Source organism: Vibrio sp. MMH1-50 (assembly GCF_022347645.1).
In the GTDB taxonomy this organism is placed as follows: Bacteria; Pseudomonadota; Gammaproteobacteria; order Enterobacterales; family Vibrionaceae; genus Vibrio; species Vibrio harveyi.
In genome coordinates this window covers 168,720-195,118 of record NZ_JAKRGG010000008.1, presented here as the reverse complement: position 1 = coordinate 195,118, position 26,399 = coordinate 168,720, and the positions used below count along the sequence as shown (strand labels likewise).

At 45.5% G+C, this 26,399-nt stretch carries 19 protein-coding genes; 15 read left to right on the top strand and 4 right to left on the bottom strand.

Annotated features, from left to right (window positions below; translation table 11 throughout):
- Positions 1–116 precede the first annotated feature (116 nt).
- The 8 genes from MHO32_RS09055 to MHO32_RS09020 all read left to right on the top strand — a co-directional run bounded on the left by MHO32_RS09055 (position 117) and on the right by MHO32_RS09020 (position 11,333).
- Positions 117–2,060, top strand: coding sequence for a sensor histidine kinase (locus MHO32_RS09055; RefSeq protein ID WP_239211310.1), 1,944 nt, complete (start codon positions 117–119; stop codon positions 2,058–2,060).
- Positions 2,053–3,279 carry a sigma-54-dependent transcriptional regulator gene (locus MHO32_RS09050; protein WP_239211307.1) on the top strand — a complete coding sequence of 409 codons (1,227 nt, stop codon included), beginning with the start codon at positions 2,053–2,055 and terminating at the stop codon, positions 3,277–3,279. Before MHO32_RS09055 ends, MHO32_RS09050 begins: the two co-directional genes overlap by 8 nt.
- Before the next feature lie 113 nt (positions 3,280–3,392).
- The gene (locus MHO32_RS09045) at positions 3,393–4,784 is read left to right on the top strand and encodes an HlyD family type I secretion periplasmic adaptor subunit (protein WP_005449876.1); all 1,392 of its coding nucleotides are present in this window, start codon (positions 3,393–3,395) and stop codon (positions 4,782–4,784) included.
- Between the two features lie 115 nt (positions 4,785–4,899).
- Positions 4,900–5,583: a transglutaminase-like cysteine peptidase gene (locus MHO32_RS09040; RefSeq protein WP_017189818.1), complete on the top strand. Its 684-nt coding sequence runs from the start codon at positions 4,900–4,902 to the stop codon at positions 5,581–5,583.
- 5 nt (positions 5,584–5,588) lie between these two features.
- A complete protein-coding gene (locus MHO32_RS09035; RefSeq protein WP_026000294.1) occupies positions 5,589–7,502 on the top strand; it encodes a bifunctional diguanylate cyclase/phosphodiesterase in 1,914 nt (637 codons plus the stop codon).
- A gap of 16 nt (positions 7,503–7,518) precedes the next feature.
- Positions 7,519–9,633, top strand: a complete 2,115-nt coding sequence (locus tag MHO32_RS09030; RefSeq protein ID WP_005450056.1) for a type I secretion system permease/ATPase — start codon at positions 7,519–7,521, stop codon at positions 9,631–9,633.
- Between the two features lie 392 nt (positions 9,634–10,025).
- Complete coding sequence (locus tag MHO32_RS09025; RefSeq protein WP_005450053.1) at positions 10,026–10,613, top strand: mechanosensitive ion channel family protein; 588 nt, start codon at positions 10,026–10,028, stop codon at positions 10,611–10,613.
- A 135-nt stretch (positions 10,614–10,748) separates the two neighbouring features.
- Positions 10,749–11,333 carry a flavodoxin family protein gene (locus MHO32_RS09020; protein WP_009700501.1) on the top strand — a complete coding sequence of 195 codons (585 nt, stop codon included), beginning with the start codon at positions 10,749–10,751 and terminating at the stop codon, positions 11,331–11,333.
- Positions 11,334–11,395: 62 nt separating this feature from the next.
- On the opposite strand, the gene MHO32_RS09015 is transcribed toward MHO32_RS09020, so the two are convergent.
- Positions 11,396–13,021 carry an ABC transporter substrate-binding protein gene (locus tag MHO32_RS09015; protein ID WP_239211304.1) on the bottom strand — a complete coding sequence of 542 codons (1,626 nt, stop codon included), beginning with the start codon at positions 13,019–13,021 and terminating at the stop codon, positions 11,396–11,398.
- A 171-nt stretch (positions 13,022–13,192) separates the two neighbouring features.
- Here MHO32_RS09015 and mpaA point away from each other — a divergent pair, with 171 nt between their 5' ends.
- A complete protein-coding gene (gene mpaA / locus MHO32_RS09010; protein ID WP_080992749.1) occupies positions 13,193–13,903 on the top strand; it encodes a murein tripeptide amidase MpaA in 711 nt (236 codons plus the stop codon).
- Positions 13,904–13,987: 84 nt separating this feature from the next.
- On the opposite strand, the gene MHO32_RS09005 is transcribed toward mpaA, so the two are convergent.
- On the bottom strand, positions 13,988–14,527 hold the full coding sequence (locus MHO32_RS09005) for an outer membrane beta-barrel protein (protein ID WP_005450047.1): 540 nt from the start codon (positions 14,525–14,527) through the stop codon (positions 13,988–13,990).
- A gap of 155 nt (positions 14,528–14,682) precedes the next feature.
- Positions 14,683–15,582 (bottom strand): LysR family transcriptional regulator, encoded by a 900-nt coding sequence (locus tag MHO32_RS09000; RefSeq protein ID WP_009696518.1) that lies wholly within the window; start codon positions 15,580–15,582, stop codon positions 14,683–14,685.
- 92 nt (positions 15,583–15,674) lie between these two features.
- Between MHO32_RS09000 and MHO32_RS08995 the strand changes: the two genes are divergently transcribed.
- Positions 15,675–16,328 (top strand): CatB-related O-acetyltransferase, encoded by a 654-nt coding sequence (locus tag MHO32_RS08995; RefSeq protein ID WP_239211301.1) that lies wholly within the window; start codon positions 15,675–15,677, stop codon positions 16,326–16,328.
- Between the two features lie 75 nt (positions 16,329–16,403).
- Here MHO32_RS08995 and MHO32_RS08990 read toward each other — a convergent pair whose 3' ends face one another.
- A complete protein-coding gene (locus MHO32_RS08990) occupies positions 16,404–18,083 on the bottom strand; it encodes a DUF342 domain-containing protein (protein WP_085319663.1) in 1,680 nt (559 codons plus the stop codon).
- Between the two features lie 530 nt (positions 18,084–18,613).
- Here MHO32_RS08990 and MHO32_RS08985 point away from each other — a divergent pair.
- The 5 genes from MHO32_RS08985 (at position 18,614) to MHO32_RS08965 (ending at position 26,328) form a co-directional block, all read left to right on the top strand.
- Positions 18,614–19,132: a sigma-70 family RNA polymerase sigma factor gene (locus tag MHO32_RS08985; protein WP_239211291.1), complete on the top strand. Its 519-nt coding sequence runs from the start codon at positions 18,614–18,616 to the stop codon at positions 19,130–19,132.
- Position 19,133: 1 nt separating this feature from the next.
- Positions 19,134–20,072, top strand: coding sequence for a FecR domain-containing protein (locus MHO32_RS08980; RefSeq protein WP_239211289.1), 939 nt, complete (start codon positions 19,134–19,136; stop codon positions 20,070–20,072).
- Between the two features lie 69 nt (positions 20,073–20,141).
- Positions 20,142–23,270 carry a TonB-dependent receptor gene (locus MHO32_RS08975; protein WP_230689786.1) on the top strand — a complete coding sequence of 1,043 codons (3,129 nt, stop codon included), beginning with the start codon at positions 20,142–20,144 and terminating at the stop codon, positions 23,268–23,270.
- Between the two features lie 179 nt (positions 23,271–23,449).
- Positions 23,450–24,766, top strand: coding sequence for a PKD domain-containing protein (locus tag MHO32_RS08970; protein WP_239211286.1), 1,317 nt, complete (start codon positions 23,450–23,452; stop codon positions 24,764–24,766).
- Positions 24,767–24,915: 149 nt separating this feature from the next.
- Positions 24,916–26,328, top strand: coding sequence for a PKD domain-containing protein (locus MHO32_RS08965; RefSeq protein WP_239211284.1), 1,413 nt, complete (start codon positions 24,916–24,918; stop codon positions 26,326–26,328).
- Positions 26,329–26,399: the final 71 nt, after the last annotated feature.

Sequence of the window (26,399 nt, the reverse complement as noted above, 5' to 3'; positions counted from 1 at the left end):
ACTCGTTTTTGTCGATTGTGCGCCCGATGATAGGGAAATTCAAGGAAAGCAAGCAAGAACCCTGATTGCGGTTTTGTGTTATGTCACGTTGTCGCAGCAGCTCACAGCATCACTAAATGCCTTTTGATAACATGGCGTTAAAAACTAGTGAGCCAATCGTGAACCTACTTAACCCCAAAGCTCTGCGCCATTTTTTATTGGTCTTGCTCGCCATCGGTCTGGTCGGGCTGATGTTGACTCATAAATACGCAACCCAGCATCAACATGATCAGTGGCAAAATAAGCTGCAAACTCAAGCTTCGCAGGTTGCACAGGAAATCGATTATGAACTGGCAAAGTTTGAACAAATCCCGAACTTGCTCAGCCATGACCCAAGATTACTCGCAGCGGTCAAAGAGGGTAAACCGTCAGAATCCTTCAATTTATTGCTCGCTGATTGGTTAGCACAAAGCCTCGCTGACACTATTTACGTGCACAATAAAACCGGTTTGGTGATCGCATCAAGCAACTATCAACAAGACGACAGTTTCGTCGGTTCTAATTTTGCCTTTCGTCCTTACTTTCAACACGCATTAAATGGGGAGAAGGCTCAATACGTTGCCCTCGGGGTTCGCTCCAATAAGCGCGGATATTTCTTCTCATCGCCACTTTGGGTCGATGGCGAAGTCGCAGGCGTAATAACAGTTAAAGTCAATTTAGAGCAACTAGAACAGCGCTTGGCACAAGACGATGGCGATTTACTGGTTGCGGGTGTGCACGACGTGGTGTTCATGAGTAACTTGCCCGATTGGCGCTATCGTGCTCTGTTCCCATTATCTGAACAAGCAAAACAAGAGCTCAATCAAACTCAACAATACGGTGATACCCTTCCTCAATATCGTGGCGAGCTCACTGGGCAAAGCGGAGTCAATCAGTTTGAAAACAACCAACTCTTGGTGTCACCCAACTACCTTGCTTACGCGACCAATCTGTTTGACAAAGGTTTTCGCGTCATTGCACTGATTAGCCAACAAGAAGTCTTCACCGCTGTATTGCAAGCCGACATAGTTTATCTGCTGCTGTATGCGCTCGTGGGGTTAATTGCGTTGGCATGGTTCCAAATGCTGGTCAACAAAGCACGTCTTGCCAATGTCAATGCCAGCTTGGAAGAAAAGGTAACAGAGAGAACTTTCATCCTCAGCCAAGCCAACCACAAGTTACAACAAACCGTGCATCAATATGAGCAGAGCCAACAAGAACTGAAGCAAACGCAACAAGAGCTAACTCAAGCGGCAAAGTTAGCGCTACTTGGTGAACTGTCTGCAAGCATTAATCACGAAATCAATCAGCCATTGGCTGCGCTGCGGACTTACACCGAAAACTCGCAGCGTTTAATGACAATGGAGCGTTACCCAATGGTGGCGGACAATCTGGATAAGATGCTGTCGCTCAACGATACCATGACCGAAGTCATTGCACGCTTAAAGGTCTTCACGCGTAAGACGGATGACAACCTACACAGTGAGGTATCGGTTCTACACGATGCGGTGCACAACGCGACACGTATTCTGAGCAGTAAGCTGATCAAACAGGGAGTGACGCTTAAAGTGCCAGCCATTGAATACGACGTAAAACTCGCGATTCACAGCGTCGAGCTTGAGCAAGTGCTGATCAATCTATTCCACAACGCAGCTCAAGCTATGGAAGGGTATTGTATCGACCCACAGATTTCGATTGCCGTGCAGTGTGACCAGAGTAACTGCGATATTTTGGTTTCTGACAACGGCCCCGGCATGTCAGAACACGCCTTAGCTAAGATTTTCGACCCGTTTTACACCACCAAGCCAGAGGGGCTCGGACTGGGTTTAACCATCTCAAAACGCATTTTGGAGAGCTATCAAGGCTCACTCAGCGCTTATAATCATGATGCTAATAGCGATGATGCTGATAACGATGCCGATTATACCCGTCACGCTCGCCATCAAATGGACACACAATCTCAGCTATCCGGTGGGATGACTTTTGTCGTCAGCGTACCTCTCGTTTCACTTCATCCAGCAGAGGAAGACTCTCATGCATAACCCTGTTTTCTTTGTCGATGATGAGCCGCATATTCGTGATGCAGTTACTCAAGCGTTATTGATTGAAGGAATTGACGTCACTTGCTTCCCAAATGCAGTTGAAGCGCTGCGCGTGATTGATCCCAATACGCCAGCACTGATCATCACCGATATCCACATGCCAGTGATGAATGGGTTAGAGCTCATGCGCACCCTGTTAGGCAAAAATAATCACTTTCAATTTATCGTATTAACTGGGCATGGTGATGTAAAAACCGCGGTCGAAGCGATGAAGAGCGGTGCGTATGACTTTCTTGAAAAGCCATTCTCTACCGAGCAACTATTAAAGTCGCTCAACAATGCCGGCGATAAACTGGTCTTATTGCAAGAAAACGTCTGGCTGAAGAAAGAGCTCGACATGCAAACCCATGTCGGTCCAAAAATGATTGGTCACAGTCAAGCTATGGTCGACATTCGCCGTGCGCTGATAAGCGCCCCACTCCACCAGCCGCTCATTTTTGTTGGTGAAGATGGCACAGGGCGAAGACTCGCTGCTCAGTTTGCTCACGATATCCATGCGACCGCAGAAAGTGAGTTGATTGCCGCATCCGGTGAAGACTTATATGAGCTTTCACATGAAGCATTAGACAAAACCATACATCATCTTACAGACGGTAAAAGCCATTGCAGTTTGTACTTACACAGCGCCGAGCATATATCGGAAAAACAGTGGCAATGCTTGTTTAACCACCCGAAACTGCAACGCGTATTTGGTGCTGCAAACACCGTCGACAAAGGCATTGAAAGCTCAGTAAAGATGATTCGGATGCCGAATTTGAATGAACGCAAAGAAGACATCGGTCCCTTATACAAACACTTCGTGCGTCATGCAGCGAGTCGCTATCAGCTCCAACCCCCTCAGATTAGTCTGAATGAAGTGAAGCGGATTACGGAACTCGATTGGCCAGAAAATATCAAACAATTGAGGCAGTTTGCCGAATTAAGGGCATTGAAACCGGACGCGTTTCGTATGGAGGATTGGAACAGCGAAAAAAGCATTGAAATCCAAAGTATGACCCAACGCACAGAACACTTTGAATATTGCTTGTTGTTTGATGCCTTGCAACGACATAGAGGCAGACTCAAAGAGGTTCAACTAGAATTACAAGTGTCGCGCAAAACCTTGTACGACAAACTAAAAAAACATCAGTTGGACAAAACAAAGTTCAAGGCACAGTAAATGAGGGGGGACTTACCCCTTTCACACATTTTTATTAGCTGAGTATGCTGACATGCTCCGTTAATAATAATAAGATCAAAAAGATAAACCGTCTTTATAAAACAAGGAATGTGATGAGCCGAGACAACTACAACAAACTAAGCAGCGAAGAGCTGGATTTTGTTGACGACAAAACCGCTGCATTGCTTCTAAATACGCCAAATAGTGCCCGCTTAATGCTGTGGGTGATGGTGTTATTCTTTGTTGCGGCTATCGCTTGGGCGTCGTGGGCGCAAATCGATAAAGTAACCGTAGGGCAAGGCAAGGTTATCCCTTCCTCTCAAATCCAAGTCGTACAAAACCTCGAAGGTGGTTTGGTCAAAGAGATCTTGGTGAAGGAAGGTCAACGAGTCGAAAAAGGTCAGCAGTTGTTATTGATTGACGACACGCGTTTCCGCTCAGACTTCCGTGAACGTGAACAACAAGTTGCCAACTTGACGGCTTCCGTACTGCAACTTTCTGCGTCGATCAGTAGTGTCGAAGTCAATCGCGATTTCGATGACAGCAACTGGGAACAAAATGTCGTTCTTGACTACGGTAAACTGACATTCCCACCAACGCTTGAAGAAAATCAACCTCGCCTAACGCAACGCCAAAAAGCGGAATACCGAGAAGACCTAGATAATCTGCGTAACCAAATTTCAGTTATCGACCAACAAGTAAAGCAAAAGCAGCAAGACCTGGTTGAGATCCAAGCACGTGTGAGTAACTTGCGCCAGAGCTATCGTTTTGCCAAGAAAGAGTTAGACATTACCAAGCCGCTCGCAGATGAAGGCGTTGTGCCTAAAATCGAACTGTTGAAACTACAGCGTCAGGTGAACGACACACGCCGCGAAATGACATCCAGTGAACTGAAGATTCCCGTAATCAAATCTGGTATCCGCGAATCCATGCTTAATCGTATTGATGTTGCACTGAAATTCCGTTCTGAACAACAAGAGAAGCTCAATAGCACCCAAGACCAACTTTCTGCGCTCGTGGAATCGGCTGTGGGCTTGGAAGACCGCGTAAATCGTACCGTTGTAGTTTCTCCAGTGACAGGCACTATCAAAACATTGAACGTCAACACCGTTGGCGGCGTTATTCAACCGGGTATGGACATCGTCGAAATCGTCCCAACTGAAGATACCCTTTTGGTTGAAGCCAAAATTGCACCGAAGGACATCGCATTCTTGCGCCCTGACCTTCATGCCATCGTGAAATTCACCGCGTACGATTTTACCAAGTACGGCGGTCTTGAAGGGGAACTGGAGCACATCAGTGCCGACACCACACAAGATGAGGAAGGCAACAGCTTCTATATCGTGCGTGTACGAACTGAGAAAACCAGTTTTGGACAGGATGCAGACTTGCCAATCATTCCAGGTATGACGGCTTCAGTCGATATCATCACAGGTAAGCGAACCGTTTTGGAATACCTGCTTAAACCAATTTTGAGCGCCAAAACCAACGCACTTAAGGAGTAAGTGTCAGCAAGGACTCTCCAATGTATATTTAAGTGTTGATAAGTGGTTAAATAAAAAGCACTTATTTCTCACTGTCGAGCCCATTGGAAGAGTACACTTGTGATGTGAGTCGAATATGCCACCCAGATTGAAGCGTAAAGTTACATTATTAATCAGCATTAGTTGTTTTTCGTTCCAAATTGGTGCCTTGAACAACAAAGAACAAAGATGGGTCGATACGGTCACTTCAGTCTATGGTGAACGCGCTGGAATGCGCGTGAAAACCTGGCGAGATAATATCGACTTTTTTAAAACATTGGAGACTCATGAAAAGCTGGCAGGCGTTAACGACTTTTTCAATCAACTTTACTTCGTTGACGACATAGACCTATGGGGCAAAAAAGACTACTGGGCAACACCACTCGAGTTTTTAGGCAGCAATGCCGGTGACTGTGAAGATTTCACTATTGCCAAATACTTCTCTTTACTCGAGCTTGGCGTACCGGATTCAAAGATGCGTTTGATCTACGTAAAAGCCATCGAATTGAATCAGTTTCACATGGTACTCGCCTATTACCCAACCCCAAGTTCAGAGCCGCTCATTCTCGACAACATCAATCCAGAAATTGTCCGAGCCTCCAAGCGTAGCGATTTGCTACCGATTTACAGTTTTAATGGTTCAAACCTATGGCTAATGAAGTCTTCTGCTAGCGTTGGAGAGCTAGCAGGAAAAGCCTCACGTTTGAGCCTTTGGAATGACTTACGCTCGCGCGAACGTAAGTTGCAGTTAAAAAAACCTAAAATTAACTATGACGAGTGAAAAACATGACCCTATATAAGAAGCTTGTAGTGGGAATGGTTACGGTCTTTATACTCTTGATGGCATCAGTATTCGTAATCCAGTTCAACACTACTCGAGACAGCTTAGAGCAGCAGCAACGTTCAGAGGTCAACAACACCATTAACACCGTTGGTTTGGCACTGGCACCTTATTTAAAAGACAAGGATAAGGTGGCGGTAGAATCCGTGATTAATGCGTTGTTCGATGGCAGTACTTATTCTGTCGTACGTCTCACCGCGTTAGATTCGGATTACCAAATCGTACGCTCGTACCCAGTCAAACCAAGCCATGTTCCACAATGGTTCATCGACTTGAACTTGTTCAAAGCGATTCATGATAAACGCGTGGTAACCAGTGGTTGGATGCAACTTGCAGAAGTTGAAATCATCAGCCACCCAGGAGCTGCTTACGAGCAACTTTGGCAAGGCTTTATTCGCTTACTTACGGCATTTGGCATTATCTTCCTAGTGGGTCTGATTGCGATTTCTTACATTCTACGTCGCTCATTAAAACCGCTGGCTGCCATCGTGAAGAAAATGCACGAGATCGCCAACAACCAGTTTGGTGACCCACTGGCGCGTCCAAAAACCAAGGACCTAATTGCAGTGGTTGATGGCATCAACTCAATGTCGGCACAAATCGAACTGTCATTTAAAGAACAAGCCAAAGAAGCACAGCGTCTGCGTGCTCAAGCTTACCTAGACCCAATCTCCAAACTAGGTAACCGCTCGTTCTACATTAACCAAGTTGACCAATGGCTTGCAGAACAAACGCAAGGGGGTATCGCGCTACTCCATGCTGAATACATTGGCGATATTTACGAGACGAAAGACTATCAACGCGCTGATGCCCACGTGAAAGAGTTGTCTCAACGTCTGAAAAACACTATCGACGTACCAGGAGCGACCATTGCTCGTCTATCTAGCGACGAGTTCGGTCTATTATTCCCACACATGGATGAGAGCGAACTGCGCATTCTAGCTGACAGTATCGTTAACTGTGTAAATGGTCTGAATACCGATCCTACCGGTCTTGCGAAACCAAAAGCATCACTGGGTGTTGCACACAGTAAAGATCAGAAAACGCGCACTGAAGTGCTATCGATGGTGGATAACGCCTTGTCGAAAGCGAAAGCGCAACCAGACAAAGCGTACGGCTTCGTTGGTGGTGAAAATACTTCTAACCTTATGGGTAAACAGCAATGGAAAGCGTTGGTTGAAGAAGCGATTCACAGCGATTGGATTAAATTCCGCTTCCAGTCTGCGAAAAATACTTGGGGTAAAGTGTTCCACAACGAGGTGTTCTCAAGCATCGAAAAAGATGGCGAGACTTACCGTGCAAACCAATACCTGTTTGCTCTTGAGCAGCTAGACGCAACCAACATCTTCGACCAATACGTCATTGAGTCGATGATTAAGATGTTAGAAAGCGGCGAGCTAAAAGAGCCAGTGGCAATCAACATCGCACAAAGCAGCTTGTCTCAACCATCGTTCATTCGTTGGACCACCAGCATGCTAGAGAAGCACCCGAAAGTAGCACCTATGCTCCACTTTGAGCTTCCAGAAGCGTGTTTCATTGACCATCCGCACCATACAGCCCTGCTATGTAACGCGATTCGTCAAACTGGAGCAGAGTTCGGTGTTGATAACTATGGTCGTAACTTCCAGTCACTTGAGTACATTCAGGAATTCCGCCCGAATTACGTAAAACTGGATTACCTATTCACGCACAACTTGCACGACGAGAAGCAGAAATTCACGCTGACTTCGATCTCACGTACTGCTCATAACTTGGGTATTACCACGATCGCATCTCGTGTTGAAACACAGATTCAGTTGGATTTCCTAACCGAACACTTTGTGGAAGTCTTCCAAGGCTTCATCGTCGACAAGGAATAAGAAAGGTATACCAAGGATGAAAGACCCTTTACTGAACTCGCTCATTTACGTTAGCCGATACTACGGACTAGCCAACTCACCGGAAGCCCTGATTAACGGTCTTCCGCTCTCTGATGGCAAGCTTACCCCGTTTCTGCTACCAAGAGCGGCGGAAAGGGCCGGATTGGTTGCCAAGGAAAACCGTGCAGATTTAGACAAGATCTCTAGCCTAATTCTGCCGGCTATCTTACTTCTTAAAGGTGGTGATTCTTGCGTTCTCAATAGCATTAACGTTGAGAAGCAAGAAGCTGAAATCACCACCCTAGAAAGCGGAATGGTGCCTATCTCCATTCCTCTAGAAGACCTACTTGAGCAGTACACTGGTCGCTATTTTTTAGTTAAAAAGCAATTCCGTTATGACGAGCGCTCTCCCGAAGTGCTCAAAACCAAAGAAGGTCACTGGTTCTGGTCAACCTTGTGGCAATCTAAACGCATCTACCGCGATGTGCTTATCGCTTCTCTCCTTATCAACATCTTTGCTATCGCTGCACCAATGTTCACTCGCTTGGTGTATGACAAAGTAGTACCAAACCTCGCGTTTGAGACGCTATGGGTGTTGGCAAGCGGTATCTTCGTGGTGTTCTTGTTTGATTTCTTGCTCAAATCACTGCGTAACTACTTCATCGACGTTGCAGGTAAGAAATCCGACATCCTGATTTCCTCTAAGCTGTTTAGCAAAGTGATGGGCATCCGTATGGAATCCAAGCCGCCTTCTGTGGGTGCGTTTGCTCGCCACTTGCAAGAGTTTGAATCCATTCGTGAATTCTTTACCTCTGCCACGGTAAGTGCGTTGATTGACTTACCTTTCGCGATTCTCTTCCTGATTATCATCTGGTTAATGGCTGGCGACTTAGTATTCGTACCTATGGTGGGCGTGGTGATTCTGATGATTCACTCCGCGTTGATCCAAGGTCCATTGCGCCGCTCGATTGAAGAAGGTTCACGTCTTGCTTCACAGAAATACGCTAACTTGATTGAGAGCCTATCTGGCTTAGAAACGGTGAAAATGCTGAGTGCACAAAGCCAATTCCAATACCGCTGGGAAGAAGCCGTTGCACACATGGCAAACTGGAACATCAAGAGCCGTCGTATCACCGACAGTATTCAAAATGCAGCAGGTTTTGTGCAGCAAAGTAGTAACGTCGGCATGATCATTTTAGGCGTGTACTTAATTGCGAATGGGGACCTCACCATGGGTGGTTTGATTGCTGCAACCATGCTAAGTGGTCGAGCGATTGGTCCTATGGTTCAGCTTTCTTTGCTTTCAACCCGATACAACCAAGCGAAATCTTCGATGACCATCATTAATCAAGTGATGGAAATGCCAGACGAGCAAGAAGAAGGTAAACGCTACATTCACCGTCCTATCGTGCAAGGTAAGATTGAAATTGACCGAGTAACCTTCCATTACCCAGATGCACCAGTAGCATCGATTCGTGATTTGAGCCTGACCATCAATCCAGGTGAGAAAGTGGCGATCATCGGTCGTATTGGTTCGGGTAAAACCACGCTAGAACGCTTGATAATGGGTCTGTACAAGCCAACAGAAGGTCATGTGCGTATTGATGACACCGATATTGAACAGCTTCATCACGTGGACGTACGACGCAATATCGGCTGCGTACCGCAAGATTCGAATCTATTCTTCGGCTCGATTCGCGACAACATTACACTCGGTCGTCCACTAACCGATGATCGCGATGTATTAGATGCAGCAAACCGAGCGGGCGTCACAGCCTTTACTCAATCTGACCCAGCAGGTCTTGAGCGTCAGGTCGGTGAAGGTGGTGCGATGCTTTCAGGTGGTCAGCGTCAAGCGGTAACCATTGCGCGAGCGTTTTTAGGTCGCCCACCTGTGCTATTGATGGATGAGCCAACCAGTGCAATGGATAACCGTTCGGAAATGCACATCAAACATCAGTTAGCGCAGTTAAAACCAAGTGAGACGCTGATTTTGATTACACACAAAACCTCAATGCTCGACATTGTTGATCGCGTGATAGTCATGGAAAAAGGCAGCGTGATTGCAGATGGTCCGAAGGCGCAAGTGCTTAACGACTTGAAGCAAGGTAAGGTTCGCGCCGTCAGCTAGCACTAAACCGCACAAAAAAATCAAAGCCCCGTTGAACTGAGTGTTTCGCGGGGCTTATTTATTGAAGGTGAGTAAACCAAAATAGCCAAACTCTTCGAGAAGTATCCAAACCAACACAAAGCCAACAATGGCGACAAGTCCCATGATAGCCCTTTCATCTTCTTCCACACATCCCTCCACTTTCCATAGCGCAATCAACTTGTCTAGATTAGCAGCAGCGAACACAACAAAGAGCAAGGTTCATTACGTCTCAATCCGGAACTGGGATAAAGGTCAAAATTTGTTCAACATAAATCTCATTCCGCAGTGAAAATAGTTAATTACTTGCGAGTCAAAATCGGCTATAACACGCGCCTTCTTAATATTCTCGAGTTGAAGAAATGAATCATTGGATGCATTTAGAGCAAATCAGTCAGTATTTCACGGCGGGCTCTATCGGTTATAAAGTGTTGATGGGCGTCATCATTGTGATCGCTTATCGCTTGCTAAAGAAGATCGCCAACCGCGCGATTCTGAATTTGGCAGAAGCTAAAGGCGTAAACAAAGCACGCTTGAGCTTTATTCAACGTTGCTTCAACGTCGCATTTTTGTTCCTGTTTGCTTCGCTATTCGCCATCGTGACCGGTATTGGTTATGGCGATGTGTCGCTATTCCTATCGTCTATCTTCGCGGTATTGGGGGTGGCTTTCATCGCTCAATGGTCGATTCTTAGTAACATCACGGCAAGCTTTCTGATCTTCTTTGTCTTCCCATATCGTGTCGGTGACCGAATTAAAGTCGTGGACAAAGACGAAGACATTAGCGGTGAGATTCAGGAAATCCGTATGTTCCATGTGTTGATCAAGCACGACAACGGCAACCTAATCACTTACCCGAACAACTTGATGCTCCAAAAAGCGGTACTCAAACTGGCGAAAGAGAAAGCCAAGGTTGAGGAGCCCAAAACCACCTCACGCATTTATACCCGCAGAAAGAAATAGCCCACTAAAAAGCCGATGTTTCAACATCGGCTTTTTGTTTCCTCGGTTTTTTTAAACACCTTCTTGACCTCAACCATGCTTGAGGTTTTAGCCTTATTCGCACGATTCAAGATCAACAATGAAAAAGGAACCATTGTGGCTAAAATTGCGATTATTTATTTCTCTAAAACCGACGTAACAGGTCAGCTTGCTCGCGCAATTGCCGCTGGCGCTGAACAACAGGGCATTGAACAGCAAGGTGGATTTGAAATTCTCTCTCATCGTATTCAAGGCAGTGAGATTATTGAGGGGCGTTTTGTGCACCCTAACCTAATGGATGAACTTGCTGAGTGTGATGCGATTATCTTTGGCTCTCCAACCTACATGGGCAGTGTGGCTGCGCAGTTTAAAGCATTTGCCGATGCAAGCAGTGAATCTTGGTGTTACCAAAAATGGGCAGGGAAAATCGCAGCCGGCTTTACCAGTGGTGGGGCTATGAATGGTGACCAATCTTGCACATTGCAATACCTACAAACGCTCGCTAACCAACACGGCATGATGTGGGTCGGCTTGGACAAGATCAGCAATTCTGGTGAGCAAAACCTTAATCGCTACGGTGTGCAAGGTGGCATTGTTGCTCAAGGTGGTGAAGATGGTCAGTTACCTCCTTCTGATCTCGCGACAGCCGAATATCTTGGCAAACGAGTCGCAATGCTAGTCAACAAGCTCTCCACCCGCTAAGAGAAAAGAAGCCCCGCAAGACACCTCTTCGGGGCTAGATTTTAGCACTGGTTGGTTAGGTGCTATTTCTTGATATAGAGGTCTTTCGAGTAAATACGACCTTCTACGTTGTTTTTGGCAAAACCACCCACCGTAGGGCGAACCAAACGCGCTTGCATGTAATAGTAAATCGGCGCGATTGGCATATCCGTAGCTAATAGTTGCTCTGCTTGGTCATAGAAACCTTGGCGCGCTGTTTCATCGGTGGCAGCCAATGCACTGTTCATTGTGCTGTCATAAGCTTCACTGCTGTAGCGAGCAAAGTTACCTGATGAGCCTGAGCGCAACAGACTCAAGAAAGTGGACGCTTCGTTGTAGTCTCCGCACCACGAGGCACGCATGACATCAAAATCCCCTTGCTTACGTGCGACCAGGTAAGATTTCCACTCTTGGTTTTCTAGCTCAACCTTGGCTCCCAAATTGTTCTTCAACATAGAAGCAATTGCCACTGCAATGGCTTTGTTGGACTCGCTGGTGTTGTACAGCAATTTGAAATCCAAAGGCTTATCGTCTCCGTACCCTGCTTCTTTCAACAGTTCACGCGCCTTTGCATCACGCTGTTTCTGTGTCCATGCGCTATATTCTGGCTGAGTTGCGTCAAAGCCCGCCGTGTATTGATGAGCAAATGTGTATGCAGGCAAGTTACCCACTTGAGTCACACCATCGGTGATCACATCACGCATGATGGAGTAAGACACAGCTTTACGAACTCGCTCATCATCAAACGGGGGACGAGTGGTATTAAACGCATAATAGTAAGTACAAAGCAGAGGCACCGCGGTATAAGCTTGTGCGTATTCTTTCTTCAGCTTTTGCGCCATGTGTGTAGGAACATCTGAAGTAATATCAACCTCGCCCACGGCATAGCGATTGATCGAGGCATTTTGGTTTTCAAACGGAATATAGGTCACCTGAGTGAGGTGAGCGTCTGCGCTATCCCAGTAGTTTGGGTTCTTCTTCAGTTCAATACGCTCATTCACCACCCACTTGTCTAGCACGAATGCACCATTGCCAACAAACTGCTTAGGATCACTCCACGGTTTATTGCTGCTCTCAACCGTTGCTTTGTGCACTGGCATCATGGAGGTATGCCCGGTCATTGCGACAAAATAAGGCACCTTGCTATCCAGCTCGAAACGTAGCGTATGTTTATCGACAGCAGTCATACCGAGATCATCCAGCGGCTTCTTACCTTCCGCAACATCAGCAATGTTTTTGATCTTGGTGAGTTTGAGATACCAAACATTCGGTGATGCCGTTTTAGGATCCACAGCTCGGCGCAGCGAATAAACAAAGTCATCCGCTGTCACAGGATCGCCATTCGACCATTTCGCATCTTTACGCAGATGGAACACAAAAGTTTGGTTATCTTCCGTTTGCCAAGATTCTGCAACGCCGGGAACGATGTTGCCATCACGATCTTGGATGACTAAGCCTTCGAACAAATCGCGAATGATGTGCATCTCGGGTAAGCCTTCAGCCTTTGCCGGATCTAGTGTCGCTGCTTCGGCATCGTTTGCACGCACTAAATGTTGTTCAGATGCCAATTGCACGCCATCAGGTAGAGAGTCTGCGAACGCAGCTGCGGACAAAAATGGGGTCAATAAAGAGGAAATCACTAACGCTGTAGAGTGCTTTTTAAAATCCATATCGTTCTTCGTTCTCCTAACACGTCTTTTGAAGCAAGTACCACAATTGATAATACAAGCATTGACGAACTTTAAGTGTTCGGTTTATACCCAAGTAATCTCAAAGTGCTAGTTTCAGCAACCATAACTTGAGTTATATCCAAATACTAATCGAACAATCAGGAGATTACGGTGAGTCTAATTCCAAGAACGGAAAGAGCGGCTTTTTTAATTTCGCCGATATCATATGGAAAATCGGTGTTGGGCGCGCCATTGCTGTACTTCCCTGCGCAAGTAGAAAGTAACTCCCGAGGTTTGATTTTAGCAGGCACACACGGTGATGAGACAGCGTCTATCGCAGGGCTATCTTGCGCGCTGAGAAGTTTGCCCGCTGAAGATTTAAAGCATGACGTTATTTTATCGATGAACCCAGACGCCAACCAGTTGGGTACACGAGCAAATGCCAATCAAGTCGACTTAAACCGTGCTTTCCCCACACAAAATTGGACAGAACACGGCACCGTCTATCGTTGGAGTTCACACACACCCGTGAGGGATGTCAAAGTCAAAACAGGCAGCAAAAAAACGCTTGAACCCGAAGTCGACGCATTAATTAACCTGATTGAGAAACGCAATCCAAAGTTCGTGGTCTCTTTTCATGAACCCCTTGCGTTTGTTGATGATCCAGCCCATTCAGTGCTGGCGAAGTGGCTTGGAGAGCTGTTCAAGCTACCACTCGTCGATGACGTAGATTACGAAACTCCGGGATCATTCGGAACTTGGTGTAACGAGCGCGCATTGCCATGCATTACGGTTGAACTACCCGCGATCTCTGCTGATCTGACAATTGAACAGCACCTAGACGCATTTATCGCTCTACTGCAGCACCAACCAGACTTTTAATTTCTCATCAAGACGTCAGTTTGCTGTTGCATACGAATAATAGAGGGGGAACTGGGGACACAAAATGCATGTCCCCTATAAGAATTAGAACTTGTAGCCAACTAGCAGGTTAGAAGTTGTTGCATCGATACCAGCAAAATCTACAACTGAGATTTGAGCATCCAACGTAATTCCATTTTGGAACACGTAACCGCCTTGCACAGCGAAACCAGTCGAAGAGTCTGAGTCACTAACTGATGTGTATGCGTTGTACACTGTCGCTTCCGTATCAGTAGCAGCTAGACCACCCAAAATACGCCAACCGCTCATGCTCTCATAACCAACCATAAGGTTTGCTTGCGAAGCCTCTACATGCGCACCTAGATAGCCGATTGATGCACTGTCTTCAACGATGGTTGGAACATAAGAACCAGCGATCACAAGACCATTGTTAAAAGTGTACGAAACACCGAAAGATACACCGCTTTCCGTCGCCGCTGTAACATTATCAAGGGAAGTCATTGCGTAGCCAATATTTACACCAAAACCAGAGCGGTCGTATGAGGAGCCTTCAATTGTTTCTGCAGAAACAAAAGTTGAAGTAAAAATAGTAGCTAACGAAAGAGCAACAATTGAACGTGTCATATAATAAAAACCCAAATATGCGTGCGATGCACTGAAACGATATTCACAAAACGTGATATTTAAGGGGTGCGAATTATAGGCAACAAGTTGCTCCCTTCAACTAAACTCACTTATTGTTACCACAACATGTTGTTATTGAACAAAAAACCACCGAATCATCTATTGTTTTTAAAAAAATCAATAAATGCTCGTGTTCGTTTCGGTAGATGTTCACGTTTAGGGTAAAGCAGGTAGAGTGGAAGTATCGCTTTAGTGCGCCAATCGGGGAGTAAAGTGACAAGTTGCGCTCGCTCTTGGGGACTCAGTTTTTCTAGTGCAAACTCATCCAACATCGCGACACCGCAACCAGCTACTGTCGCATCAAGCATCGATTGGACAAGATTAAAGCACAACACGCTGGATAACGTGACCTTAATGTCTTGTTGAGTTTGCTGATGATGAAAGTGCCATGTATCCAGATTCAATTCAGCATTGCGATAGGTAATGTGCTCTAAAAGATGCAAATCTTCTGGTGTGTTTGGTGATGGTTTTGTCGCTAGATACGCTTTGCTCGCGAATGGTTTACAGTGTAAAGAACGCAGATGGTGTCCGACATACCCTTCAGGGGGTGAGTCGGTAAAAAAGAACGCAAGATCAAACCCAGACTCAATCAAATCGAGCGGTGTCTCAGTGAAAATCACCTCAAACGTAACGTCGGGGAACTGCTGACGAAATGCAATTAATGAAGGGTTGAGTAACTCCGCACCAAATGAGGCAGAAGCAGCAATACGTAAATGCCCAGCAACCTTATCGGTCTCCATCACTTGTTCATTAATCTGTTCCACATTTTCCATTAAGCCTTTCACTTGGTGGTAGAAACGCTGTCCATCATAAGTAAGGTTAAATTGTCGCGTGGTGCGTTGGATAAGCTGAACAGAAAGTATCGCCTCCAACTGCCTAAGTTGACGACTCACATGGGCATTGGAGCAGCGCAGCTTTTTAGCCGCACCAGCAATACTTTTCTCTTCGCACAGTGCAATGTAAATCGGTACGTAACTGAGCCAGTTTATTTCCATATAGTAATTATGAATCTCTAAAATCAACCTACTGGAAATAATAGAAAGGCTCTACACTGCGCACAACTTAAATTTTTGCATGGAGAATACAGATGAACGCTTTCGATACTTGGCTGAAAGGGCAAATCATTAAAGATCATGTCACCAACCCAAACATTGAAGTGGGTGAATACAGCTACTACTCCGGCTTTTACCATGGCAAAACTTTCGAAGATCAGGCTGTTCGTTATTTGATGGGCGACAGTGTGACACAACATGAATGGCAAAACGGCGCATATGGCGAAGTCGATAAACTGATCATTGGGAAATTTTGTTCGATTGCCTCTGGTGCGACTTTTATGATGGCGGGTAATCAGGGACATCGTATTGATTGGATTTCCACGTTTCCCTTTTCCCCAGAAGAGTTTGGCAATGGGGTAAAAAGCGGCTTTGAGCTTGCCGGCGATACCATTATTGGCAACGATGTCTGGATTGGTAGTGAAGCCATGATAATGCCGGGCGTGACAATCGGTGATGGTGCAGTGATTGGTGCGCGTTCAGTGATCACTAAAAATGTCGAACCGTATTCCATTGTGGTTGGTAATAATCATGTGGTTCGCCTGCGCTTTGATGAAGAGGCGGTATCGATGCTACTAGAAATTCAGTGGTGGGATTGGTCAATTGAGCACATCAAACAAACGATGAAAATCATGTGCAGTGGTGACGTCTTCGCATTAGGTGACTACTACCGTGAACACATCGCTTAACGACTTAGCATTGGGTCTGATTTGTTAAGGCAAAATGAAGCGAAAGCCCAGATAAATGGGCTTTCGTTCCTAAGGTTAAACAGCAGCCAGGTCTTCTTCTTCCAAGGTTGCTGAGACTTTAATCTCGTATTGATTAAAGCTAAATACACAGCCGCCATGGGTACGTTTGGTGGTGACTTGCTCATCACCAAATTGAACCGTCACCCGCGTAAAGACTCGGTCAGTTGCTTCAACAATATTCTCTGCTAATGCGACTTCGAAATCTTGTTCAGTTTGCTCAAGCTTCTGCCTTACGTCTTCCAAACGAGTGTTATTTTGCGCCTTCAATACTTCTATCTGCGCTTGCTCTTCATCCGTGCGCTCTGCTTTAGGGCGTTTCTTAAACTCAAGTTCCTTTCGGATAACGTCCATGGTGCCTTCTTGCGCGGATTTATACTCGTCTTTTAGATTTGCAATACGTTCCTTAAAGACAGAATAATCTGCAAAGGCTTCAACCTTGGTCGCCGTATCTCCCTCTACACCCAATTGCGAACAGGAAACCTTACTGCCCACTTTTGCATCACCGCCACTTAAAGTGCCGTTCTTGCCACTGGCATCAAGCACGATTAAATTGCGCCCACAAACAATGTCATTGTTCATGCTATGGACAGCAAGTTCTATGTCTTCACCAGATTGCAATTCACAATATTGGGCATAACTGGCACGAATCGATGTTTTGGTGCGCACATGGCAGCTTTTTGGCTGACCATCGCTCACTGTATGACCAATGATGCCCTTAGCAACTTGAATATCCCCTTCAGCTTGTACATCGGCAGATTCAATAAAACCACCCACTGTAATTGAGCCCGTCGCTTTCACTATCATGCCCGATTCGATGTTCCCGCCAATGATGACGTTACCTTTAAATTTCACGTGACCGGTGTTTACTCCGACACTATTGAGGCAAAGTGCATTGTCGACTTCGATGGTTTTTTCTTTGATCAGTGGTGTACCTGAAACAGATGCAAGCAGAAGGTTTGGATCGGACTTGCTGATTTCAGTGCCTTTACCGGGTTTAATTGGACTGTCTTTGCCCGCTTGTGGCGGAATAACGCGCCCTTGAACGGTGAAGCCCGGGATGCCTCTGGTCGCCGGAGTGCGGCGCATCACTTCATCCCCAATATCGACAGCGATGGTTTCACCTAAATTGCGTAGATCGATTTTGTCACTAGAGGATTGACCTTCTTTCGGCTTAAGGATGCGCTTGGTGATGTCTTTAACAAGTGGCGTGAAGATAGCGTCTTTGCCTTTAACAGGTTGCTTGCCAACCGCAACAGCTTGGGTGAAGGTTTCTCCGGGTTTTAGCTGTGTACTGACAACCAACACTTTTTTCAACGCAAGTTTATTGATGCCTTTGGAAACACGAGCATGCGCGAGTGCTTGAACAATTTCAGGACCTCTTAGTCCTCGTCCGCCATAAGCGCCCGTCACATTCATGCTGGCAAGCATGTCATTGTTGGAGAGTTCAACTTCCACCTGAGCGTTTTTGATCTGTGCAATCACGATCCCTTCATAGGCTTCTGATTTACGTTCACGCGCGCAATTAATGAATCGCACCACCTCAGTTTCATCGACAAACGCTTTGTCAGCTTCCATCATCTGAAGCTGCTCAGGCAATTCCTTTTGATTTAGCTCACCTCCGAGATCCACATCTCCCGGTAAGCGGGCAAAAACCTTTGTTTTATCTTCTGACCACTCCAGGCATATCTTCCACATAACCAATCCATCTGCTACCCATCACCACCTTCAGTCTAACCAAAATCATTTTCTGAACAAACCTCTCAATTCTAAGAATCAGGCTCACATCACTAAAGCATTAACAGGCTCAAAACTCAGGTATATAAAGCATTGAGCATAAAACTCATTTCAACAAAGCCATCTTAGACAAAATGCAATTTGGTTTAGAAAAGGTCGTAAAATTGATTTACCTCCAGCCGTTTTCAAGCAAAGAAAATAACGAAAAGAGTTTTATCAATACCGAATCAACTTCGACAATAGAATGTTTCTTATATAGCTCAGAAAATCTTGTATACGGTCGTTTTCTTCTACCTGTCGCGCTGGCAACACCCTGGTTTATTCACATCTTTTTTTACTTTTAAAGTCATTGATTTAGTGACGATAGTCTTATCATTAATAATTTTTATAAATTTTTCCTCTGGAACCTATTTATTTTTCTGTTATATTCCGCCAACTGTCGTAATGATAATTATTATCATTACTGTTGGTTAGGGAAGGAGTATCAAATCATGGCGGCTATCAGTTCAGCAAGCGCAGCTCGTATCGGTAACATGTACCAAGAGCACCACAGTTGGTTATCTGTGTTTATTAAACGTCGTTTGGGGTGTCCTGAAGCAACTGCCGATTTAGTTCAAGACACTTATTTAAGACTCCTTACCCGAGGCAGATTACCTGAAACGAAAGATTCGAGAAGATACCTTACTCATATCGCAAAAGGTTTGGTCATTGATCTTTACCGACGTCGTCGAATCGAAGCCGCTTACTTAGAACTCATCGAACAAGAACCTGTAGAAGTCGCTGGCTCTCCTGAAGACCAAGCTGTCGTTGTGCAAGCTCTGGTCGAAATTGATGCCCTTCTGCATCGTTTACCTCTTAAAGCTCGCCAAGCACTTTTGATGCGCCAATTGGAAGGCAAGAGCTATAAAGAAATCGCACTCGCACTCGACGTGTCAGTGTCTTCTGTCGAGAAATACGTAGCGAAAGCACTGCAGGGCTGCATGATGACCATGCTGAGTGAGAACGAATAACATGGAGCAAGTTTCTCGTGAATCCATCGAGCAAGCCTCTCTGTGGATGGCGCGCTTGTGGGCCGATGACGTAACACAACAAGACAGAGATGCCTTTGATAGCTGGAGAAGCGCCCACCCTGATAACGCTTATGCGTGGCAGCAGTTAGAAGAGCTGCAAAGAAAGTTTACTGGTATTCCAAACTCCCCGATCAGCCGCCAAGTGCTTGCTCCAAAACAGCGTGGTTTGAACCGCCGACAAGTCTTGATGCTTGGTGGCCTTTCTCTTGGCACGTTAAGTTTGATGATGTCTACTCATACCTCTCTTCCCAATGGTGCGGAGTACACTACAGCGACGGGTGAGGTGAAAGACATATTGCTTTCTGATGGCACTCAAATGGCAATGAACACCGCCACCCACGTATTTGTCGACTTTAACCAGCAAGAACGACGTTTACACCTGCTTGAAGGTGAGATTATGGTCACCAGTTCTCACCATCTCACCCCTTTCCATGTCACTACTCCGCAAGGTCGAGTCGTACCAATAGGCACCCGTTTCACCGTACAAAAACGAGACGACGATACGCTAGTTTCCGTTTATGAGGGCGAAGTAGCACTCTACCCTTTACTTGGTATGGGAGCACAGCACTTGCTTGCTGGTGAAAACGCCCACTTCACGCAACGTGAAACCTCGAACATACAAAAGAATCTCAGTGACGACGCCCTATGGTTAGAACAAAAAATCATGGCACAAGGGATGCCACTCACAGAGTTTATTACGGAGCTAAGTCGATACCGTCGCGGTATTCTCTCAGTCGATCCACAGTTGTCCTCTTTGAAGCTCACCGGGGTATTCTCGACAAAAAACGTCGACAAAACGCTTTTTAACATCAGCCAAATATTACCAATCGAAATCCGCTATCGGACACCAATGTGGGTCAGTGTGAAAGCAAAACCATAAAAAAAATTACGGATTTAGACATCTCATTCGGTGTAAAGAGCAGTTAGTAGACCGATTAAGGAAAGCAAGGTGCCGCTCCCTCAACGACGCCAGATATTGGCGATAATGATTCAAGCCAATCTAGGATTAGCCTCTCTCATCACTCCTTTTGCCGCATGGGCAGAACAGTCAGTACAGTACGATATTCCACCAGGTAATCTTGACCATGTATTAAACCAGTTTGCGGTAGAGTCTGGTGTTGAGTTTTATCTCAATGCTTCACTTTCAGAAAACCTGCAAAGTCCTGGGTTAACAGGTAACTATGACCCCGAACAAGCATTGACATTGCTGCTGGCAAACACGGGATTGAATGCCGAGAAGCAGGCTGATGGTGTTTATCAACTTTCTCCTTCCTCTGAAATGACACTCGACGCAATTCAGGTAAGAACGAGTTTTGAAGATGCTTATTATCGCGATAGTGATGGTGAGATGGCGATCTATGACGCCGATGTTGCCAGTGCCTACATGGGCAAAGAAGAAATAGAACGCTTCAAAGGCGCAAGCGCTGCCGATCTGTTTACCGGAATGGCAAATACCTTTAGTGGTGAGGCTCGTAATGGCGGTGGAAGCATTGATCCCAATGTTCGTGGTGTACAAGGTTTTGGACGAGTCCCTGTCGTCATAGATGGCACAGAACAAGGCATTTCCGTTTATAACGGTTACCGAGGCGCTTCAAACCGAAACTACATTGATCCAAACTTGATTGGTGGTCTGAAAGTTTACAAAGGCGCACAGATCAGTTCGGACGTGAATACCTCTGTAGGGGGCGCAGTACAAGTCACGACATTGGAGCCACAAGATATTGTGCCTGAGGGTGATAATTTCGGTATGGAGTTCGTGGCGGAAAGCAGCAGCAACTCAGTAAAGCCTAATAAAGCTCGCTTGCATACAGGTAAACGATGGCAAGATGTCCCAGTATACAATGAGTTAGGCGGCGTACCATTATATGACGACCCAGAAGTACGCTTTCAAACTAGAGATGATAAAGATGACAATCCGCTAAACGGTGAGGATACAGCTTATCGACTAGCTATTGCGGGCGTAAAACCAAAAATTGAATGGCTTGGCGCGTATGCATATCGTAATCGTGGTAACTACTACTCAGGCACAAATAAAACGGGGTTCTACTCCAAATCAAGAGATGGTAGCGGTAGCGAGATCGTTGCGGGCAGAAACCCATATTTGAACCCGGAACACATTGCATTGAGCCATATCCCTGGGCACGAAGTACCAAATACATCCTCTGAGATGGAGTCGTTCCTATTAAAAACAACCATTAATTTTAGCGATTACTATAAGTTACAGCTGAACGCGCGCTACACAGAGAGTACTCACGGGGAAATCCTCGCGAGTCGTTCAGATTATCGAAACAGTGACGGTCTGCCTCAATGGCCGCTAGCGAATGCCAAGATGCAAGCTTACAGCATCAAGTTTCGAGCAAACCCAGAAAGCCGCTACATTGACCTCAGTACTAACCTATGGACAACGTTAACGGATTCCAAAAGCAATACTGGCTATGGCTTTCCCAATTTTGTGAACTTTCGTAGCGAGACACCAGATATCATCATCAACACCTCGACCGTCAATCGTGATGAAAACCGTTTTGGCTTTGATTTTAAGAACAAAATGCTATTGCTCGATAACTTGGATGTCACGGTTTCCGGCAGCTACATGAAGCATGAATTGACCCCAAAAGAAGGTTTGGAATACCTCATTGATTTCTACGGTGGTCCTGTGCGCTCGGGAGAAAGAGAAGAATATAACGGAGCCGCGGTCATCGAATGGCGTCCACTAGATGCCTTTATTATCAACGCAGGCGTGCGCTATATCAGTTATGAAGCCACCGACTTTTACATCGAGAATCGCATCAAAACGGGCAATAGCAACGATGTTGGTCTTAAAGAATACAAGAAAGATGGTTATCGTCTCGCATTTCAAACCATTGAAACTTACGCCCCAGAAGAAATCGCACAAAACGTCGCGAATGCTGAGCATGAAGTTCGTGCAACGTTCACAAAAAAGAACATAAACCGAGAAATCAATCGCCTGCAACATTTGATCACCACCGATCCCACCCAAGCTGATACTTACCGTGAAGAGTTAAAACTGCGTCAAAATGAGATCAATAACTTTGATTCACTGTTAACTGCAAAGGTAGAAGAGAAAACAACGGAAGCCAAAAACAAAACCAGTTTCGTTGAGGATCACCTAGTTGAATGGCGAACCAACAGTAAAAACGAACTGGATCTTGCTAACAACCCTTGTTTGATTGCCCAAAAGAAAGACAACTTTGTTGAAGGCAGCTGTAAAACCAAAGGACAAATTGATGGCAAGGACAACCGTAACCTCAGCTACAAGAACAGCGGCAGTGGTTGGATGCCATCTCTTACCACTACATGGCTAATCAACGAAAACAGCCGTGCGTATGCTCGATATGCAGAAACACTGCGATTTCCAAGCTTATTTGAGAGTACCAGTGGATTTTCTGGTAACCCATCAGCATCAGTACCCCTTGAACCAGAGCGAGCGAAACTCTTCGAGGTCGCGTACATTCACTACTTTGAGAACGCAAGCGCAAAGCTCACTTACTTTGATCAAACGATTGATGATGTAATGGATCGCGATCGATCCAGTTTTTCATTTGCCAATCTGGATAGCCAACGCACCAGTGGTATTGAAATCAACGGTATGTTCGATAACCAACTGTACTTTGCCGATGCGTCATTGGCTTATAACTTCCGCAATGAGGTGTGTGACAAAAACTCTGCAGCTCAAGGCTTCGTCCCAGCTCTTGTCGATAAAACCACACCATCAACAGAAACGTGTGTTCGCGGTGGCTTCACAGCAGCAAGCTATCTGGCAGCACAAGCAGCACCAGAGTATTCGGGTAGCTTATTAGTCGGAGCAAGGTTCTTTAATCAAGCATTAGAAAGCGGGTTACGTACCAACTATGTTTCTGGCAGTCACGAAGATGAACAAATTAAACGAACCGATGTAACAACATTTGATGCTTACATTAAATATGCGTTTAACGAACACCTATCTGCAGAGCTTATCGGAAGCAACATCACCGATGTTTATTATCTTGAAGCTGGATCGGTATCTGGGATGCCTGCACCAGGAAGAACGATAGGACTCAAGTTAAACGGACGCTTCTAAACCTTATGAACGCCCCTTAAAAACAAAACGCCTCACCCGAGGCGTTTTGTTTTTTCATTTTATTTTTACGGATTTCCAATTGCTATTCGGTGTAGTGGATGAAACTTCATAAAGCCCAATATAGGTTTGGTGTCCCAAACACCACCAAGCCTATAGAACCGTATATTTAGGATGATTTAATGAAACCCAACATGAAATGGACGCTTCTTGCTATCACCATTCCTTCGCTTATCGCTTGTGGTGGTTCAGACTCAAACACTGCAGATTCACATAAAGCGCCTGTATCCGTTGTATCTGGTTACGAAACAGCAAAAGTCGGAAACAGAATTCGTGTAGATGGACTGGGTAGCTACGGTGTAGATGCCAGTATCGCAACGTACACTTGGTCTATCAGCAAAAAACCACAAGGCAGTAACGTCAAGTTAAATAACGTTAATGCAGTCTCTCCATACTTCACACCAGACGTGGCAGGAGACTACACCGTTCAGTTGGTAACCAACGATGGCAAAAAAGACAGTAGCGCACAATCGCTGACTATCACCGCAACAGAAGTAAATACCAACGTGGCGCCCGTTATTTATGCATCGGAAACCTACACGGCAGCGCTTGATCAAACCCTGAAATTAGACGCGAAAGCTTACGACGCTGATAATGATATGCTCAGCTACCAATGGGCTCTCAACTCAGCACCAAAAAACACCACGATGTCGTTGAGCAACGCAAGCACAAAACAAGCAACGCTAAAAGCAAACGTTGCAGGTGAATACAAACTAACTCTAACCGTCTCAGACGGTAAAGAAGAGACAACTAAAGAGATCACCATCAACTACTCTGCCGATAACGTAGCACCGGTTGCCATGGCAGGACGAGATACCACATTCGAATTGGGTGGAACCGCAACCTTAGACGCTAGCGCAAGCATTGATGGCAATGATTCAGGTATCACGTACCAGTGGGAATTTGTGTCCAAGCCTTCGGCAAGTACTGCAGAATTGTCGGATGCTACGTCAGCAAAACCAACATTCACCCCCGATGTCGAGGGTGATTATGCGCTTGCTCTAACCGTAAGTGATGGTGCTCTAAGCAGTGAAAAAGATTTTGTTCGAGTAACGGCATCGAAAGCAGGAACAAGCGACCTCGTATTGCACTTCAACGGTGAGAAAAAACAATGGCCGTTCGCAGAGGAGGTTACTCTGAATGAAGAAATTAAAGGTGAAGTGCCCAAATACGTACTCCTAGGGTCATTAACTCTTGAAGCCGTTGGACACGATTATGAGGTTCAGCAGATCTTTGCAATGGACGCAGTCAGCCTCACTCACGACGTTAAATTAAGCGGCATTGAAGATGGTAGCGTGCTACCTGTCGGCGATGAAATAGTTGTTAAGCTTTGGTCGGCGCCAACGCAAGGAAATACTGTTACATTGTCTTACGGTTTTATGATCAAAGATCAAACAGACTTTTATGCAGGTCTTGGCTACCACTTCCAAACAAACTGATCGTCCTGCACAACAATGACACATAAAAAAGCGCGGTCTCTCCGCGCTTTTTTACGGATATTCAAATCTCATTCGGTGTATCAGATAAAGCCTTTCTTTTACCGCGCCGCGTTATGGACCGCGCTTCTAATCAATTAGGATGAACTAAGATGAGTCTAAGCTCGAAATATACTCTCACACCATTGCTATTATTACTTCTTAATGGTTGTAATGGTGGCGGTGGGAATGATGCCTCTGAACCCCAAACGCCTAACAATCACCCCCCTATTGCGATAGCTGGGATCAATCAACATGTAAAGCTGAGTGAAAAAGTGGTGCATCTCGATGGCACGGGTAGCGTCGACTACGATCAAGACTCAATAGCCTTCTCTTGGAAAATGGTATCGAAACCCTTCAAGAGTAAGGCGGAGCTCATTAATCCAGAATCCAGAACTCCGCGCTTTGAACCAGACTTATTGGGCACTTACCTTGTAGAATTGGTGGTTAACGATGGCAAAACAGACAGCCGCCCTAACCAAGTAAAGATAGAAGTCATCAGGGAAGACGAAAATACACCACCAACGATTAAATTTACCAAAGATAAGTACACCGGTAACCTAACTCAGCAAATTAACCTAAACACAAGACCTCAAGATATTGATGGCGATAAATTGTCGTTTACATGGGAAGTGTTGTCCCACCCACAAGGCAGCAATTACTCTATAGCGAAATCGACTGTATATGATTTCAACTCAATCAAGGCTGATACGGAGGGAAATTATGTGGTTAAAGTGACTGCATTCGATGGCTTTTCTGAAGCTTCCGCTACGACCACCGCTTCCTTTTTTTATAAAAATGTCCCTCCACATGCGGAGGTAGATGGTTCAATGTTTTGGGTTCTTGATAACATGAGTGTCCCATTGAATGGCACACCCAGTGGTGATGCCAACGGCGATGTACTCACTTATGAATGGCACTTCACTAAAAAACCAAACGGCTCATCCGCCGTCATCGATGATCCTTATGCTGTGCTAACTTCATTTTCGCCAGATATCTCCGGGGATTACGTCGTCAGTTTAACCGTAAATGATGGCGAGTTTTCAGACAGCCATTCTGTGGGAGTTAGAGTAAGAGCGATTTCTGAATCCCAACCGCACACCAAACTCACACGCGGCTCAGATCCCACTCCTTTGCGACTGCCTCACAAGCAAAATGACGTCATCGATAAAACATCCGATACGGGTCCTATTCCTAACTATTACACTCTCGATAGCTATACTTTTGAAGCAGTAGGAAAGCCAGTCACCATTACTCTCGGAAAGTATACGCTTAGTAGTAGCAACGACGATGTAACACCAAGGATATTAGTTGGTTCTCAAAGCTACTTTAGTAAAGACCTTCAAGATAACGATGTCATTATTGTTATCCCCGCTGGTGACAGCTTAACCTTCCAACTACAAAGTCCACCGACCAACGGCAAAGTGGCAAAAGCCTCAATGGGCTTCAGCTGGAGTCTTAACGGTCCTAATGACTTTAGTATGGTTGAAAGAATTTCCACAACGATTGAATTTACCAGCCGTTAAAACACAAGCAGCTATCAAAAACGCCCACAGTTGTGGGCGTTTTGTTTTTTATTCGCTAACAATTTAAAAAA